The sequence below is a fragment of the Amycolatopsis keratiniphila genome, assembly GCF_000400635.2.
In the GTDB taxonomy this organism is placed as follows: Bacteria; Actinomycetota; Actinomycetes; order Mycobacteriales; family Pseudonocardiaceae; genus Amycolatopsis; species Amycolatopsis keratiniphila.
In genome coordinates this window covers 3,831,407-3,847,338 of record NC_021252.1, presented here as the reverse complement: position 1 = coordinate 3,847,338, position 15,932 = coordinate 3,831,407, and the positions used below count along the sequence as shown (strand labels likewise).

General features: G+C 70.1%; 11 protein-coding genes and 1 pseudogene. 8 read left to right on the top strand and 4 right to left on the bottom strand.

The genetic code is table 11. The annotated features are described in order from the left end of the window. The first annotated feature begins 60 nt into the window (after positions 1-60). A pseudogene (locus AORI_RS82195) lies at positions 61-1,388 on the top strand (MFS transporter). Positions 1,389-1,431: 43 nt separating this feature from the next. Here the strand turns inward: AORI_RS82195 and AORI_RS58515 are convergent. Together AORI_RS58515 and AORI_RS58510 are read right to left on the bottom strand one after the other, a co-directional pair. Continuing rightward, on the bottom strand, positions 1,432-2,820 hold the full coding sequence (locus AORI_RS58515; RefSeq protein WP_016333861.1) for a PepSY-associated TM helix domain-containing protein: 1,389 nt from the start codon (positions 2,818-2,820) through the stop codon (positions 1,432-1,434). 115 nt (positions 2,821-2,935) lie between these two features. Next, positions 2,936-3,481 carry a hypothetical protein gene (locus AORI_RS58510; protein ID WP_228688372.1) on the bottom strand — a complete coding sequence of 182 codons (546 nt, stop codon included), beginning with the start codon at positions 3,479-3,481 and terminating at the stop codon, positions 2,936-2,938. A gap of 56 nt (positions 3,482-3,537) precedes the next feature. Here AORI_RS58510 and AORI_RS58505 point away from each other — a divergent pair, with 56 nt between their 5' ends. The 6 genes from AORI_RS58505 to AORI_RS58480 all read left to right on the top strand — a co-directional run bounded on the left by AORI_RS58505 (position 3,538) and on the right by AORI_RS58480 (position 11,050). After that, positions 3,538-4,734 carry an MFS transporter gene (locus AORI_RS58505; protein WP_016333859.1) on the top strand — a complete coding sequence of 399 codons (1,197 nt, stop codon included), beginning with the start codon at positions 3,538-3,540 and terminating at the stop codon, positions 4,732-4,734. Between the two features lie 32 nt (positions 4,735-4,766). Beyond that, positions 4,767-5,771 carry a LacI family DNA-binding transcriptional regulator gene (locus AORI_RS58500; RefSeq protein WP_016333858.1) on the top strand — a complete coding sequence of 335 codons (1,005 nt, stop codon included), beginning with the start codon at positions 4,767-4,769 and terminating at the stop codon, positions 5,769-5,771. 442 nt (positions 5,772-6,213) lie between these two features. After that, a complete protein-coding gene (locus AORI_RS58495) occupies positions 6,214-7,587 on the top strand; it encodes an ABC transporter substrate-binding protein (RefSeq protein ID WP_016333857.1) in 1,374 nt (457 codons plus the stop codon). Next, positions 7,565-8,539, top strand: coding sequence for a carbohydrate ABC transporter permease (locus AORI_RS58490; RefSeq protein WP_043848089.1), 975 nt, complete (start codon positions 7,565-7,567; stop codon positions 8,537-8,539). The genes AORI_RS58495 and AORI_RS58490 overlap by 23 nt, the downstream gene beginning before the upstream one ends. Continuing rightward, entirely contained in the window at positions 8,536-9,405 is an 870-nt protein-coding gene (locus AORI_RS58485) for a carbohydrate ABC transporter permease (RefSeq protein WP_016333855.1), read from the top strand. The genes AORI_RS58490 and AORI_RS58485 overlap by 4 nt, the downstream gene beginning before the upstream one ends. Positions 9,406-9,451: 46 nt before the next feature. Further along, positions 9,452-11,050 carry a glycoside hydrolase family 13 protein gene (locus AORI_RS58480; RefSeq protein WP_016333854.1) on the top strand — a complete coding sequence of 533 codons (1,599 nt, stop codon included), beginning with the start codon at positions 9,452-9,454 and terminating at the stop codon, positions 11,048-11,050. On the opposite strand, the gene AORI_RS58475 is transcribed toward AORI_RS58480, so the two are convergent. Continuing rightward, on the bottom strand, positions 11,051-12,601 hold the full coding sequence (locus AORI_RS58475) for a BTAD domain-containing putative transcriptional regulator (RefSeq protein ID WP_016333853.1): 1,551 nt from the start codon (positions 12,599-12,601) through the stop codon (positions 11,051-11,053). A 139-nt stretch (positions 12,602-12,740) separates the two neighbouring features. Between AORI_RS58475 and AORI_RS58470 the strand changes: the two genes are divergently transcribed. After that, a complete protein-coding gene (locus AORI_RS58470) occupies positions 12,741-13,172 on the top strand; it encodes an organic hydroperoxide resistance protein (protein WP_016333852.1) in 432 nt (143 codons plus the stop codon). Between the two features lie 62 nt (positions 13,173-13,234). Here the strand turns inward: AORI_RS58470 and AORI_RS58465 are convergent, their stop codons facing one another. After that, on the bottom strand, positions 13,235-15,925 hold the full coding sequence (locus tag AORI_RS58465; protein ID WP_016333851.1) for a helix-turn-helix transcriptional regulator: 2,691 nt from the start codon (positions 15,923-15,925) through the stop codon (positions 13,235-13,237). Positions 15,926-15,932: the final 7 nt, after the last annotated feature.

The window sequence follows — 15,932 nt, the reverse complement described above, 5'->3', positions numbered from 1 at the left end:
CATTGTTGTCCGTCCCCTTGGAGCGTCGACGTGGCCTCTCCCTCCCCTGTCACGCAAGGCATGCCCCGCAAGGCCGCATCGGCCGCCTGGATCGGCAGTGCCCTGGAGTACTACGACTTCTTCATCTACGGAACCGCCGCCGCGCTGGTGTTCAACAAGGTCTTCTTCCCTCCCCCGCCACCGGCACGCTCCTCGCGCTGGCGACCTTCGGCGTCGGCTATCTCGCCCGGCCGGTCGGCGCGTTCGTGCTCGGGCACGTCGGCGACCGGCTGGGCCGCAAGAAGGTCCTGGTGTTCACGCTGGTGCTGATGGGCGTGACGACGTTCCTGGTCGGCTGCCTGCCGACATATGCTTCGGTCGGTGTGCTCGCGCCGGTCCTGCTGGTGATTCTCCGCCTGCTGCAAGGACTTTCGGCCGCCGGCGAACAGGCGGGCGCCAACTCGATGTCACTGGAACACGCGCCGTCACACCGGCGCGGCTACTACACGAGCTTCACTCTCAGCGGCACCCAGGCCGGACAGATCCTCGCCACCGCGGTCTTCCTGCCGATCGCCGCACTCCCGCAGGACCAGTTGCTCACCTGGGGCTGGCGGATCCCGTTCTGGTGCAGCGCCGCCGTGGTGGTCGTCGGTTTCGTGATCCGCCGCAAGATCGACGAGACCCCGGTGTTCCAACAGAACCGGTCCGACGTCGCCAAACTGCCGGTCGCCGTGCTGTTCAGGACGCACTGGAAGGACTTGCTCCGCGTCGTCGTCGCGGCCACCATCGCCTCGGTCAGCACGATCTTCACCGTGTACGCGCTGAGCTACGCGGTCAACACGATCGGGCTGGACCGCGGGCCGATCCTGTGGGTCGGCGTACTGGCCAACGTCGTCGCACTGCTCACGATCCCGTTCCTGGCCGGGCTTTCCGACCGGGTCGGCCGCAAACCCGTGTTCATCGCGGGCTGTCTCGCCTGCGCGGCACTGATCTTCCCGTACCTGTGGTCCATTTCGGACGGTTCGTATCCGCTGATCTTCGTCGTCGGCATCCTGCTGTTCGGCGTGGCCTACAGCGCCGTCAACGGGGTGTGGCCGTCGTTCTACGGTGAGATGTTCAGCGCCAGGGTCCGGCTTTCGGGGATGGCGATCGGCACCCAGATCGGGTTCGCGATCGCCGGATTCGCCCCGAGTGTGGTGGCCGCGATCGGCACGGGGAAGGGCGACTGGCTCGGCGTCGCCGTCTTCACCGCCGCGGTGTGCCTGATCAGCGCCGCGGCCGCGCTCACCGCGCGCGAGACGCACCACGTGCCGACCGAGGACCTCGGCGCGGACGGTCAGAACCCCGCCCGGCCTCGCGACGGGAAGACGAACGCGGAGTCCGGCCCGGTGGCGCGCTCGATTCCCTGATAGACCGCGCTCGCCGCCCGGCTGCGGGCGGCGAGCGCGGAACTCACACCGTGACGTCGGTCGAGTCCGCTGTGGACCGGCCGCGGGATCGCAGGCCCAGCAGCAGATCGATCACCAGGAACGCCAGCAGGCTGATGCCGAGCAGCGGTACGAACCAGCCGAGCACGGCGGCCAGGACGAGGAGACCTGCCACCAGCCAGGGCGGCGCCTTGCGCCACTGGCCGCGCGGGATGGGCCGTCCGAAGGTCAGCCCGGTCGCGCGGGTCGGCCTGCGCCGCCACCACATCCGGTAGCCGAGCACGACCAGCGTGATCAGACCGGCGCCCAGCGCGAGCAGCACGAGCTGGTTGGGCCAGCCGAACAGCACGCCCATATGCGCGTCGATCCCCCAGCGGGCGAGCTTCGCCATCGGCGGGTAGTCGGCGAAGCGCACCTCGCCCAGGATCTGCCCGGTGGTCCCGTCGACCGCGACGGCGTCGACCTGGGTCGGCCAGCCGCGCTCGACTTCCGCCACCTGCCAAGGAGCGCCGGGTTTCGTGGGCAGCCCGATCTCCACCGAGGCGGCGTCGATCCCGGCCGCGCGGGCGGAGGCCAGCATCGCGTCCACGCTCTCGGGTTTCGCGGGCGCCGGTGCGGCGGGGGCTTCGCCGTGACCGGCGTGTCCGGCATGCTCGTCGCCGCCGGTCACCTTCAACGCCGGGGTCTCCCAGCCGAGGGATTCACGCAACGCTGAGACGTTCTCGCCCGCGTACGCCGACCACGTCAGCCCGGTCGCGGAGAGGAACAACGCGCCGAGCAGCACCCACAGGCCGAGGGATCCGTGACGGCGTACCGACTTCCCGCGCGCGGACTCCGTCTTCTCGGCCCGGCGGGCACGACGGCGGCTCACCCACAGCACGAGACCGCCGAGCGCGACCGCCCACAGCCAGGACGCGGCGAGTTCGCTGTAGAGCCGCCCCGGCTCGCCGAGCAGCAGGTTGCGGTGCAACTGGTCGAGCGTGGTCCGGAAGGGCAAGGCGCCGCTCGATCCGTACGCGACGAGGTCCCCGCGCACCTGCGCGGTGGCCGGATCGACGAACACCGCGCGCCGTTCGGATTCGCCGAGTCCCTCCTCGGCGAACAGCACGCGAGTCGTGTCGCCCGGCTCGGGAGCAGGCCGGACGGCGACCAGGTCGCCGCCGGGATGGGCCGCTTGAGCCGCCTTGACCTGATCCGCGAGTGAAGCCTGGCTCAGCCCGACGGGGGCGCGAAGCTGGTCGGAGTAGATCCAGGACTCCATCTGCGGTGTCGCCGCGTAGAGAACGCCGCTGAGTGCGGCGATGAGGATGAACGGTCCGACGAGAACGCCGGCGTAGAAGTGGAAGCGGAGGAACAGTCCGCGCCAGCCGGTCGCGCGCGGTGGGCTCGTGGTCGATTCGATTCGCGTTGCCATGGGGGGAACTCCTGAGGCGTCGATGGGGAGGCGTGCGCCTGCGCCGCGCGCCGGGGTGGTCACGGCACGCGTGCTGAGCCCTGCCGCGACACGGGCCTCGGCAGGGTTTCGGGGATCAGGCGGACGTCACCGGCGGGCCGCGCCGCGAGAGCACGTCCCGCAGGAGTGCCTCGGTCGCGGGGAACTCCACCGCGAGCGGGACGTGGATCCGCAGCGGCGCGGTCGCCGGCCGCGGGGTCAACCGCCGGGGAAGGACCGAAGCGATGAGCGTCGTGAGCGCGTACATGACGTGCTCGGCGCCCGCGAGCACCATCGCCACCACGAGGGTCGCGGCGGCGTGCCCGGCGGCCATGGCCAGGCCGTTGCCCGGGGATTCGGTGTGATGGGCGTGCGACTGCCAGGTCAGGAAGGTCAGGCAGGCGTGCATCGCCAGCTGCCCGCCCGCCACCAGGCCGAGGATCGCGAGCGGGCCGCGGCGGCGTCCGGCGAACGCGTACGCCACCCAGCTCAGCAGGGCGACGAGCAGCACGACGACCCCGAGATCCGGGACGCGGCCGCTGGTCCCGACGTGGGCACCGGTCGCCAAGGTGCCGGTCAGCACCCCCACGGCCCCGCCGCGGAGGCGCCGGGCCGGGCCTCGGGTCGGGGTCGGCGTGCGCACGGAGGCAGAGTAGAGCGCGAACGGGCCCGTTGTCTCTCCTTGATATCGTCGGCCCGGTGCTCCGCAGCCTGTCGTTCCTCCGGCTCTGGACCGGGAACACCGCCTCCGGGCTGGCGACCTGGGCCCTGCCGTTCATCCTCGGATTGGCGGTGCTGCAACGGTCGCTTTCGGCTGTGGACCTCGGCATCGTGCTCGCCGCGCGGACGGCGGGATTCCTCGTGGCCGTCCCGGTGGCCGGTGTACTTGCCGACCGGCATTCCCGCCGCGGGGTCGTGCTCTGGGCAGGTTTGATCGCCGGTCTCGCCACTCCGCTGATCGCCACCGGGATGGGCCGATCGGTCCTGCTGATGGCCACCGCGGCCGCCGTCGTCGGCGTCGGGCAGGGCGCGTGCCGCCCGGCGTTCCAGGCGCTGACGGCCGAGGTGATCGCCGAAGACCGGCGCCAGCAGGCCAATGCCGCGATGACCCTCGCCGTCCGGGTCACGACTTTGGTCGCGCCGGGGCTCACCGCCCTGCTCTCCCAGTTCGCCTCGACGTCGGCTCTGGTGATCGGGACCGGCGTGCTGTGGCTGGGCGCGGCGCTGATCCCGCCGCGAGGCACTTTCACGCCCGCCCCGGCCGCCGCCGGGACCCGCTTCTTCGGCGAGTTCGCCGACGGTCTCCGCGAAGCCCGGCGCCATCCGTGGTTCCTGGCCGGGCTCGGCGCGCTGACCGCCGTCGTCGCGACCGGCTATTCCGCCACCGGCGTGGTGCTGCCGCTGGTCAGCCGCGACCGCTACGACAGCGAAACGGTACTGGCCGCCGGGCTCACCGCGTACACGCTCGGCGCGCTCGCGGGCGCCGTCGTCATCGCGCGCTGGCGCCCGAGGCGGCAAGGCTGGACGGCGCTGGCGGGGCTCGGCTGCTACGGTTTCGCGCCACTGAGCCTGCTGTTCCCGGTGCACCCGGCCTTCGTCGTCGCCGCCTACGCCGTCGCCGGGCTGGGCATCGAACTGTTCAACGTCCCCTGGTTCACCGCGACCCAGCGGGAGGTCGAACCGGGGAAGCTCGCCCGAGTGTCCTCTTTGGACTTCCTGTTCTCCTACGGCCTCGCCCCCGCCGGGCTCGCGCTCATCGCGCCCGCGATCGACCGGTTCGGGGCGGCGCCGGTGCTGGCGGCGTGCGCGGTCGTCTGCTTCGCCGCTCCGGCAGCCGCCGCCCTCGTTCCTTCCTCGCGTGATTTCCGCGCGACCGCACCGATCAAGAGTGTCTAGTTTTTGCGCTCGCTTGCGGTAATGTTTCAGCCATGACGCGTCGTCTTGCCGAAGTCGCCCGCAAGGTCGGGGTCAGTGAAGCCACGGTCAGCCGGGTGCTCAACGGCCGGTCCGGGGTCTCCGCGAGCACCCGGGCCGCCGTCCTCACCGCGCTGGACGTGATGGGCTACGAGCGGCCGACCCAGCTGCGCGGGGATCGTGCCCGCCTGGTCGGGCTGGTCCTTCCCGAACTGCAGAACCCCATCTTCCCCGCGCTCGCCGAGATCATGGGCAACGCGCTGGCCCAGCAGGGTTTCACCCCGGTGCTGTGCACGCGCACCGCGGGCGGCGTCTCCGAAGCGGAGTACGTCGAACTGCTGTTGCAGCAGCAGGTCTCCGGGGTCGTGTTCGCCGGCGGGCTCTACGCCCAGGCCGACGCGGTGCACTCCCACTACCACCATCTCGCCGAGCGCCGCCTGCCGACGGTGCTGATCAACGCCGCCGTCGACCACCTCGGGCTGCCGCAGATCTCGTGCGACGACGCGGTCGCCGTCGAGCAGGTCGTCGGGCATCTGAGCTCGCTCGGGCACGAGAAGATCGGCCTCGTCCTCGGCCCGAACGACCACGTCCCGTCCCAGCGCAAACTCGAGGCTTTCCGCGCTTACGCGGGCAAACTCGGCCTCCCGGTCCTGGACGAACTCGTCGAACACGGCATGTTCTCCATCGAAGGCGGGCACGCGGCCGCGGCCCGGCTGTACCCGCGCGGCGCGACCGCCGTGCTGTGCGCGAGCGACCTCCTGGCCCTGGGCGCGATCCGCGCGGCCCGGCGGCAGGGACTGTCCGTCCCCGAGGACATCTCGGTGGTCGGCTACGACGATTCCGCCCTGATGAACTGCACCGATCCGCCGCTCACCACCACCCGCCAGCCGATCGAGGCGATGGGCCGCGCCGTGGTCGAACTGCTGGTCAAACGCATAAACGGCGGCGAGGTGGCGGCCGAGGAACTCCTGTTCGCCCCTGAACTCGTCGTCCGGGGCTCGACCGCGCGCCGCGTTTAGCCGACCAACTTCGAGGCCGATGAGCCTCAAGCACGCAGAAGCCCCTTCGCCGCGGCTTGCGCCAGGGGACCACTCCGAGGGGTCGTGAGTGTTTTAGGTCGTTCTAACGACCAAAAACACTCACGACCCCTCGCAAACCCGGACATATACACACAATCCGGACCTGCTCCCATCGACTAACGTCCTTTGTGGGCAATTGCCGGTCAAGCCTCCTGGCATCCGGCCTGAATCGCCAAGAGTGGCATTGAACAGCGCTTATGCGACTTCGTCGAGCCCCTGCCCCTAGCGCCACGAAGGGGCCTTCATGTACTTGAGGCACTCCGCGACCTCGGCTGTCGCAAAGTTGCAAGTTCTCATCCAGTTATTGCGTTAATCCGGGGCTTCACTTTAGAGTGACCGCAATCACGTGACAGCCGTCGCGATCCCGAGATGAGGCTTGAAGATGAGCAGCACTTGGTCCCCCGCCGTGCGCCGCCGGATGTTCTGCCTGCTCCTTGCGGGCGGACTCACCCTGGGCGCGGCCGCCTGCGGTTCCGGCTCCGGTGAAAGCACCGGGGGCAAGGTCAAGATCACCGTGACCGGGCAGCCCCCGACCAGCCAGCCGTTCGAGCGCGGCGTGTTCGACGCCGACGTCAAGGAGTTCGAGGAGAGCCACCCGGACATCGACATCGAGCCGCACGAAGGGTTCATGGACCCGAAGACGTTCTCCGCCAAACTCGCCGGCGGGCAGCTCGAAGACGTCTACTACGTCTACTTCACCGACCCGGCGCAGATCATCGCGCGCCGTCAGGCCGCCGACATCACCGAAGCGGCCAAGGGTCTGAAGAACTTCGGCGACATCAAGCCGGAATTACTCGACAACTTCCGGGATGCCGACGGCAAGCTCTACGGCCTCCCGACGATGAACTACAGCATGGGCCTGGTCTACAGCCGCCCGCTGTTCCAGAAGGCCGGGCTCGACCCGAACAAACCGCCGCAGACCTGGGACGAGGTCCGTGCGGCCGCGAAGAAGATCACCGCGCTGGGCAACGGCACCGTCGGATACGCCGACTACAGCAAGAACAACCAGGGCGGCTGGCATCTGACCGCCTGGCTCTACTCCATGGGCAGCGAGGTCGCCCGCAAGGACGGCGACAAGTGGGTCGCCGCCTTCAACAACGAGAAGGCCAAGACCGCCCTGAACCAGTTGCGCGCCATGCGATGGGAAGACGACAGCATGGGCAGCAAGCAACTGCTCGAAGCCCAGGACGTCCAGCGCATGATGGGCGCCGGGCAGCTCGGCATGTACATGGCCGCCCCGGACAACGTCCCGGTACTCGTCAAGCAGTTCAACGGCAAGTACGAGGACTACGGCGTCGCGGGAATGCCGGGCGGACAGGGCACGCTGCTCGGCGGCGAGGGCTACATGATCAACCCCAAGGCCTCGCCGGAGAAGATCAAGGCGGGTTTGGAATGGGTCCGCTGGAAGTACCTCAACCCGGAGCGCTTCGAGAAGCACGTCCAGCAGTACGTCGACGGCAAGCAGCCGGTCGGGCTGCCGGCCGAGCCGACCCCGGACGTCTGGCAGGGTGCCGTCCGTGATCAGCAGCTCGCGGTAAAGGCCAAGCACGCCAACGTTCCCGCCGAGAACTACCAGTCCTATGTGGACGCCAGTTCGCGGATCAAGGGCAGCATCGAACCGCCGAACGCGCAGCAGGTCTACGCCATTCTCGACAGTGTGATGCAGGCGGTGCTCACCGATCGGAACGCGGATGTCGACCAGCAGCTGTCGTCGGCCGAGTCGAAGGTCAACAGTGTCCTCGCCCAGGTCAAGTAGCGTCCTCGACTGGCCCGCGACAACGTCGTCGCGGGCCGGTCGGCCGGTCGCCTCGGCGGCCGAACGCCGCCGGAACCGGATGCGCCGCAAGCTCAAGGAGAACGTCACCGCGTACGGCCTGCTGTGCGCCGCGCTCGTGGTGTTCGCCCTGTTCTCGTGGTATCCGATCGTGCGCGGGGTGCTGCTGAGCTTCCAGCAGGTCGACTTCGTCAACCCGCCGACGTGGGTCGGGTTCGACAATTTCACCCGCTTGTTCGAAGACCCGCTGTTCGGCATCGCCTGGCGCAACACCCTGTTGTTCACCGGGCTGGCGCTGGTGTTCGGGTTCGTCGTGCCCTTCCTGACCGCGGTGCTGCTCAACGAACTGCGGCACGCCAAGGCATTCTTCCGGCTGGCGGTCTACCTGCCGGTGATGCTGCCGCCGGTGGTCACCGCCCTGATGTGGAAGTGGTTCTACGACCCGGGCGCCGGCCTGTTCAACTCCGCGCTCGGTGCCGTCGGCCTGCCCGGCGGCCAGTGGCTGGACTCGAGCGACACGTCGATGCTGTCGCTGGTGTTCGTGTCGACGTGGGCGAACATGGGCAGCACCACGCTGATCTACCTCGCCGCGCTCGGCACCATCCCCGGCGAGCTCTACGAAGCCGCGGAACTGGACGGCGCGGGGCTGTGGAAACGCCTGATCCACGTCACCCTGCCGCAGACGAGGTTCGTGTTGCTGGTGCTCCTGCTGCTGCAGGTGGTCGCGACCATGCAGGTGTTCACCGAGCCGTACGTGATGACCGGCGGCGGACCGGACGACTCCACCGTCACCGTGCTCCTGCTGCTGTACCGCTATGCCTTCGTCTACAACGACTTCGGCTCGGCCAGCGCGTTGAGCCTGCTGTTGTTCGTCGCGCTCGGGGTGTTCTCCGCGTTGTACGTGCGCCTGACCCGGAAGGCGGACGAGTCATGAGGACGCTCGTCTCCCCCAGCACGCTCCGCAGCCCCGGCGGCAAGATCGCGTACGCCGTGATCTTCGCCTGCACACTGCTCCTGTTCGTCATCGCGTTCCTGTTCCCGTTGTACTGGGCGGTGACCGGCGCGATGAAGTCACCCCAGGAGCTGGCGCAGACACCGGCGACGTTCATTCCGAACGAGTGGCATCCGGAGACCTTCGCCGACGCGTGGGACCAGCTGAGCCTCAGCAAGTACTTCCTCAACACCGTCATCGTCGCCGGCGGCGCCTGGCTGGCACAGCTGGCCGTCGACGTTCCCGCGGCGTTCGCGTTGTCGAAGCTGCGGCCGAAATTCGGCAACGTCGTGCTCGGGCTGATGCTCGCGACGTTGATGCTCCCCGCCGCGGCCCTGCTCGTACCGACCTACGTGACGATCACCGACCTGCCGCTGCTGGACCTCAACCTGATCAACTCGCCGGCGGCGGTCTGGCTCCCCGCCGCCGCGAACGCGTTCAACATCTATCTGCTGAAACGGTTCTTCGACCAGATCCCCGACGAGCTGATCGAAGCCGCGCGGCTCGACGGCGCGGGACCGGTGCGCACCCTGTGGCGCATCATCCTGCCGATCTCCCGGCCGATCCTGGCCGTGGTCTCGATCCTCGCGGTGGTGGCCGCGTGGAAGGACTTCATCTGGCCACTGCTGGTGTTCCCGGACACCGAAAAGCAGACACTGTCGGTGATGCTGCAGCGCGTGGCCATCGACATGCCGCTGAACGTGCTCGTCGCGGGCATGGTGCTGGCGAGCCTTCCGATGGTGGCACTGTTCCTGGCGTTCCAGCGGCATATCCTCGCCGGGCTCACCGCCGGCAGTCTCAAAGGCTGACTCTCGCCGCATTCGGGGTTTCCACAAACGATTGGGAGGGCATTTCGTGACCGCATCAGGGCAGTCCGCCGGATGGTGGCGGAGCGCGGCGATCTACCAGGTCTACCTCCGCAGTTTCGCGGACGGGAACGGCGACGGTGTCGGCGATCTCGCCGGGGTCCGCGCGCGGCTGGACTACCTGGCCGAACTGGGGATCGACGCGATCTGGTTCACCCCGTGGTATCCGTCGCCGATGGACGACGGCGGCTACGACGTCGCCGACTTCCGGGAGATCGACCCGATCTTCGGCACGCTCGCCGAAGCGGAGGACCTGATCGCCGCGGCCCACGCCAAGGGGATCCGCGTGATCATCGACATCGTGCCGAACCATTGCTCCGACGAGCACCGCTGGTTCAAGGACGCACTCGCGTCAGAGCCGGGATCGCCGGAGCGGCAACGGTTCTGGTTCCGGCCGGGCCGCGGGCCGGACGGCTCCGAGCCGCCGAACAACTGGAAGTCGCGTTTCGGCGGCTCCGCCTGGACGCGGGTCCCGGACGGCGAGTGGTACCTGCACCTGTACAGCTCGCGCCAGCCGGACTTCAACTGGGAGAACCAGGAGATCCGCGCCGATTTCGAGGACGTGCTGCGGTTCTGGTTCGACCGCGGGGTCGACGGGTTCCGCATCGACGTCGCCGATGGGCTGGTGAAGGACCCGCTGCTGCCCGACGTCGATCCCGGTGACGAGACGCCGTTCTCCGATCAGGAGGGGCTGCACGAGATCTACCGCTCGTGGCGCAAGATCGCCGACAGCTACCCGGGTGACCGGGTGCTGGTCGGCGAGATGTGGCTGCCGGACATGTCGCGGGCCGCCCGATACCTGCGCCGCGACGAACTGCACGCGGCGTTCAACTTCGATTTCCTGGTGTGCCCCTGGGATTTCGCCCCGTTCAGAGATGTCATCCAGCGGACGCTGGCGGCGCACGAGGAGGTCGGCGCGCCCGCGGCGTGGGTGCTGTCGAACCACGACGTCACCCGGCACGTGACCCGGTACGGCCGCGAGGGCGACACCGGTTTCGCGTTCGCGGACCGGCGGCACGGCACGCCGGTGGATCGGGGGCTCGGGACCCGCCGGGCACGGGCGGCGGCGTTGCTGACCATGGCGCTGCCCGGTGGTCTCTATGTCTACCAAGGGGAAGAGCTCGGCTTGTGGGAGATCGAGGACATCCCGGGCGAACTCCGGCAGGACCCGGTGTGGGCCCGGACGAACGGCGCAGACCCCGGCCGGGACGGCTGCCGCGTCCCGCTCCCCTGGTCCGGTGACGCGCCGCCGTTCGGTTTCGGCACGGGCGGGGCGTGGCTGCCCCAACCCGGGGAATGGCGTTCCAGCACGGCGGAGGCGCAGGCGGCCGAACCGGCGTCGATGCTCCGGCTCTACCGCTCCGGTCTGCGCCTGCGGGACGAACTTCCCGCGCTCGGCGCCGGTGGTCTGGAGTGGCTGGAACTGGGCGACGGCGTGCTCGCCTTCACCCGACAGCCGGGCTTCACCTTCGTGCTGAACTTCTCGGACAAGCCCGTGCCACTGCCGCCGCATCGCGAGGTGCTCATGGTCAGTGGCCCGGTCGATGGAGAACTCCCGACGGACACGGCGGTGTGGCTGCTCACCTGATCACCGGCCGGTCGTGACCCGGCTGATCCGGCCGCGCATCCGGGCGCGGCCCGCCGGGTCACGCCACCGGAGGTGCCTGTCGAGCACCTCGCGGAGCACACCGCCGAGGACGAGGCCGTGGGTGGCGGTCTCGACGCAAGGGTGGTCGCGGAGCCAGTCGAACAGCTCCGAAGACCGCCCTCCCGGCAGCACGGACCGAAGGAGGTCTTCGGTGGTGTGATCCGCTTGCGCGCACACGTACAACGCCCAGCGATGGGCCTCCGTCGGCGGATCACCGGCCAGGTGGGCGTACACGGTGTCGACCACGTAGCGCGCCGCGTCCGCTTGCGGTGACCTGCTGACTTCGGCGGCCAGGGAGAGCGCGAACGGGTTGCCCGCCGCGAAGTCCACAATGGACTTCCGATGATCCGGGTCGACGCCGCGCGCTTCGAGTAGTGCGGCCGACTCGTCGTCGCTCAAGGGTTCGAGCTTCCGGATCGTGATCCGGCCCGACCACGCCGGATCGACCAGCAGCGTGGCGTCCGGACCGGTGCGGCCCGCGATCACGGCCGTGACGTCTCCGGGCAGGCGGCGCAGTGCCTCCGCCGGATCGTCGAGCCCGTCGAACAGCCGCACGGGTTTGCCCATGGCCGCCGCGTCGTCGGCGAACTTCCGGATCAGGGTCGACTTCCCGATCCCGGGGGCGCCGGTGAGGAACAGCACCCCACCTCTCGCGAGCAGCCTCCGGAACTCCGCGCGTTCGCGTTCGCGTCCGACGAACAGCGGGTCCGGTCCGCGGTGCGTGGGCGTCCGCTCGTCCTCGGCACGAAGCACCTTCTGGTGTAATGCCCGTAGTTTCGGCCCCGGCCGGACGCCGAGTTCCGCGTCGAACAGGTCGTGGATCGCCCGATAGAGCTCCAAGGCCTCGGCACGGCGCCCGCCGCGATGGAGGGCGAGGAGATAGATCTCGTACAGCGGTTCTTCGAGGCGATTGCGCTCGATCAGCGCGGGCACTTCGGCCATCACCTCGTCGTGCTCCCCGAGTTCGAGGCGCAGCCTGAGCAGTTCCTGGGTGGCGGTCAGCTTCAGCCGCTCCAGGCGCGAACGCTCGTGTTCGGCCGCTTCGCCGGGGACGCCGGCCAATGCCGTTCCGGTCCACAGTCCGAGCGCCCTCTCCAGCAGCTTCGCCGCCGTCCCCGCGGAACGCGCCTGACGCGCGCTTTCGATCAGCCCGGCGAACTCGACCGCGTCGACCTCGAAACGATCGGGATCCAGCCGGTAGCCGCCGGACCGCGAAACGATCGCCGATCCCAATCCCTGCAAGGAGAGCAGCCGACGGAGACGGGAGATGTAGGTCCGGATCACCGCCTCGCCGGTCGCGGGCGCCCGCTCGCCCCAGAGCCCGTCGATCAGCTCGCCGGTCCGGACGAAACTGCCCGCGTTGGCCAGCAGCAGCATCAACACGGCCTGCTGTTGCGGCGAACCGAGGTCCAGCCGGGTGCCGCCACTGGTGAACCCCGGCGGGCCGAGGACGGTGAAGCGGTACCGGACTTCCTGCGGCAGAGGGGGCATGCGCGGAAAGGTAGGCGGGTCCCGGCCGCGGCGGCGACCGTCGGACGACGTCGTCGGCGTACGTCATCCACCGATGACGTACAGGAATGACGTCATCCGACGGTCGCCGAGGTCAGGGGCGGATTCCTACGGTTGCGGCATGTCTGAAACCACGTACACCGCCGTCGCCACTTCGACCGCGGAAGGCCGCAACGGCGGCCGCGCGACCTCCGACGACGGCGTGCTCGACGTCGGCCTCGCCGTCCCGAAGGCCTTCGGCGGCTCCGGCGACGGCACGAACCCCGAGCAGCTTTTCGCCGCGGGCTGGGCGTCCTGCTTCGTCGGCGCCGTCCGCCGCGTCGCGGGCGTCAAGAAGGTGAAGCTGGAAGACCTCGCTGTCGTCGCCGAGGTGACGCTGCACCACGACACCGACGCGGGCGAGTTCCACCTGAGCGCCGCACTGCACCTGGAGGCCACCGGCATCGATCAGGCCACGGCCGACGAACTGGTCGAGGGCGCGCACCAGGTGTGCCCGTACTCCAAGGCGACGCGCGGGAACGTCGAGGTCACGCTGGACGCCACCGTCGCGTGAGCCTCGGCCCCCGGATGTCATGAAAGGGGCGTTCAGGACACTTTTCGTCCTGAACGACCCTTTCATGACACGACGTCCTTGAGCTCCGCCCGCGAACTCACCCCCAGCTTCGGGAAGATCCGGTGCAGATGCGTGCCGACCGTCCGGTGCGAGAGGTAGAGCCGCTGCCCGATCTCCCGGTTCGTCAGGCCCTCGGCGGCCAGCTGCACGATGCTCAGCTCGTGCGGGGTCAGTTTCTCCCGCGCGTCGGGGCCGCGGTTGGGGCTCGACTCCCCCGCGCTCCGCAGTTCGCGGCGCGCCCGCTCGGCCCACGCGGTCATGCCGAGCGCGTCGAACGTCTCCCGCGCGGTGCGCAGATGTGCCCGCGAGTCCACGGCTCGCCGTTGCCGCCGCAGCCATTCGCCGTAGGCCAGGTGCAGCCGCCCGCGTTCGGCTGGCCAGCCGTCGAGCTCCGCCCGCAGCGCGGTCTCGAACAGTTCGTCGCTCGGTTCGAGCACGGCGCGGGCGTACCGCAAGCCGATGTGCAGAGCGGGCGCCGGGGTCGTCGCGGCGAGCCGCTCCATCTCCGCGACGATCTCGCGCAGGGCCTCGACCTGCCCCGCCCGGACCGCGACCTCGGCGAGTTCCGCGATGAAGTAGACGCGCAGCGCGAGCTGGAAGGCGGGATCGGCGGGGTCGAAAAGACGCCGCAGGTCGGCGAACGCGTCGTCGAAGCGGCCCTCGCTCGACGCGGCGATGCCTCTGGCGAGCTGCACGGTGGCCAGTACCGGCCGGGCCCCGGCGGCGAGCGCGGTCCGTTCGGCCTCGTCGGCCAGCGTCTTGGCCTGTTTGTGCTCACCCCGCAGCGCGGCGATCTCGGCCTGGACCGCGGTGGCGAACCCGTACATGAACGGCTGCCCGGTCTCCTTGGCGAATTTGGCCGCCTCCGCCGCGACCGGCACCGCGCCGGCGAGGTCACCGAGCCGGACCCGGCTCCACGCCTGGACGGCCAAAGCACGCGGCAACAGCCCGAGCCTGCCCTGCGCCCGCAGCCCCGGAGCCGCCGCCGCGGAGAACCTGGCCGCCAGATCGACCGCGCCGACCTGCAGCGACGCGCTGCCGAGAAAGCGGTCGACCTCGGGGTCGGCACCGGTGGCGGCGGCGAGTCCGCGCAGCTCGCCGAGCACGGCCTCCGCGCGGTCGAACGGCGCCACGTAGGCGGCGACGGCGACCAGCCTCGGGTCGGAGTTCTCCACCGGCAGACGGTCCGCGACGGCGAGCAGCGTTCCCCGGGTGTCCGCCCCGGGTTCGGCCCAGAAACACCGCATGGCCGCGCCCCACAGGACGCGCATCGCCGGATCCGGGTGCCCGTCCTCCGCGATCGACTCGGCCAGCCGCGCCAGTTCCGCGATCCGCGAGAGATCCTCGCGGGCGCCGTCCTCGAACCCGCTGAGCAGCCAGCTCGCCGTCGCTCGTTGCCGCGACGTGAGCTCTCCCGCGCGTACGTCGCGGACGAGCCGCTCCGCCGTCTCCCGGCCGCCGGATTCGACGGCCAGCTCGGCCGCGCGCAGCAACCGGTCCGCCCGGCGCTCCGGATCGAGGCTCAGCGACGCCGCCTGCTCCAACGCGGCGACGGCGGCCGTCACACCACCGCGATGCCGCGCGCGATCGGCGGCGTTCTCCAGTTCCCGTGCCACGTTCTCATCGGCTCCGGTCGCAGCCGCCGCCCAGTGCCAGGCGGCGCGATCCGGCCGGCCGCGGAAGATCTCGGCGAGGCTCATGTGCGCGCGTCGCCGTTCCTCGGCCGGGACCGAAGCGGGGATGGCCGAACGCATCAACGGGTGCCGGAACGAGACCGTCCTGGCTTCGAGGTCGATCAGCCGGGCTTCCGCGGCGGGTGCCAGCGCCGACGGCTCGACGTCTTCACCCAGCAACGTCGACGCCGCCGCGAGGGTGTCGGCGAGCGAACCGGTCTCGTTGAGCGCGGCGACCAGCAAGGTCGTGCGCGCCGGTTCCGGCAGGGCGGTGAACCGGGCCCCGAACGTGCGCTCGAGCCGCTCGGTCAGGGGCAGCACGGGATCCGAAGTGCCGGTCAGGGCCGACGGCAACTCGGTCAGGGCCAGCGGATTGCCCGCGGCTTCGGCGAGGATCCGGGAGCGGACCGGCGAGGTGATCCCGGGGGCGACGGAGTCGAGCAGCTCGGCGGCCACCTCCTCGGGGAGGCGTTCCAGGTCCATTGAGGACAGTCCCGCGTCGCGCAGCGGCGACGGCTCCCCCTCCCGCAGGGTCGCGATCAGGACGATCGGTTCCGTCTCGATCCGCCTGGCCACGAACGCGAGTACGTCGGCGCTCTCGCGGTCCATCCAGTGGACGTCTTCGGCGACGATCAGCAACGGTTTGGCCGACGCCTCCTCCGAAAGCAGCGTCAGCGCGGCGAGCCCGACCAGGTACGCGTTCGGCTCCGTCCCTTCGGCCAGCCCGAGCGCCGCCCAGAGCGCGGAACGCTGCGGCGCGGGCAGCAGGTCGGCGCCCGCGCGGACCGGATGGAGCAGCTGATGCAGCGCGGCGTACGCGAAGTTGCGTTCGGCCTCGACGCCGGTCGCCCGCAGCACCCGCAGGCCGCCGAGCGTCGCCACGGCCACGGCCTCCGCGACGAGCGCGGACTTCCCGACGCCCGGTTCGCCCTGGATGAGCACCCCGCCACAGCCCGCGGCGGGACCGTCGACGAGTTCGGTCAGGTCCTTCAGCTCGGCTTCCCGTCCGAAAAGCGGCATGGTGCGG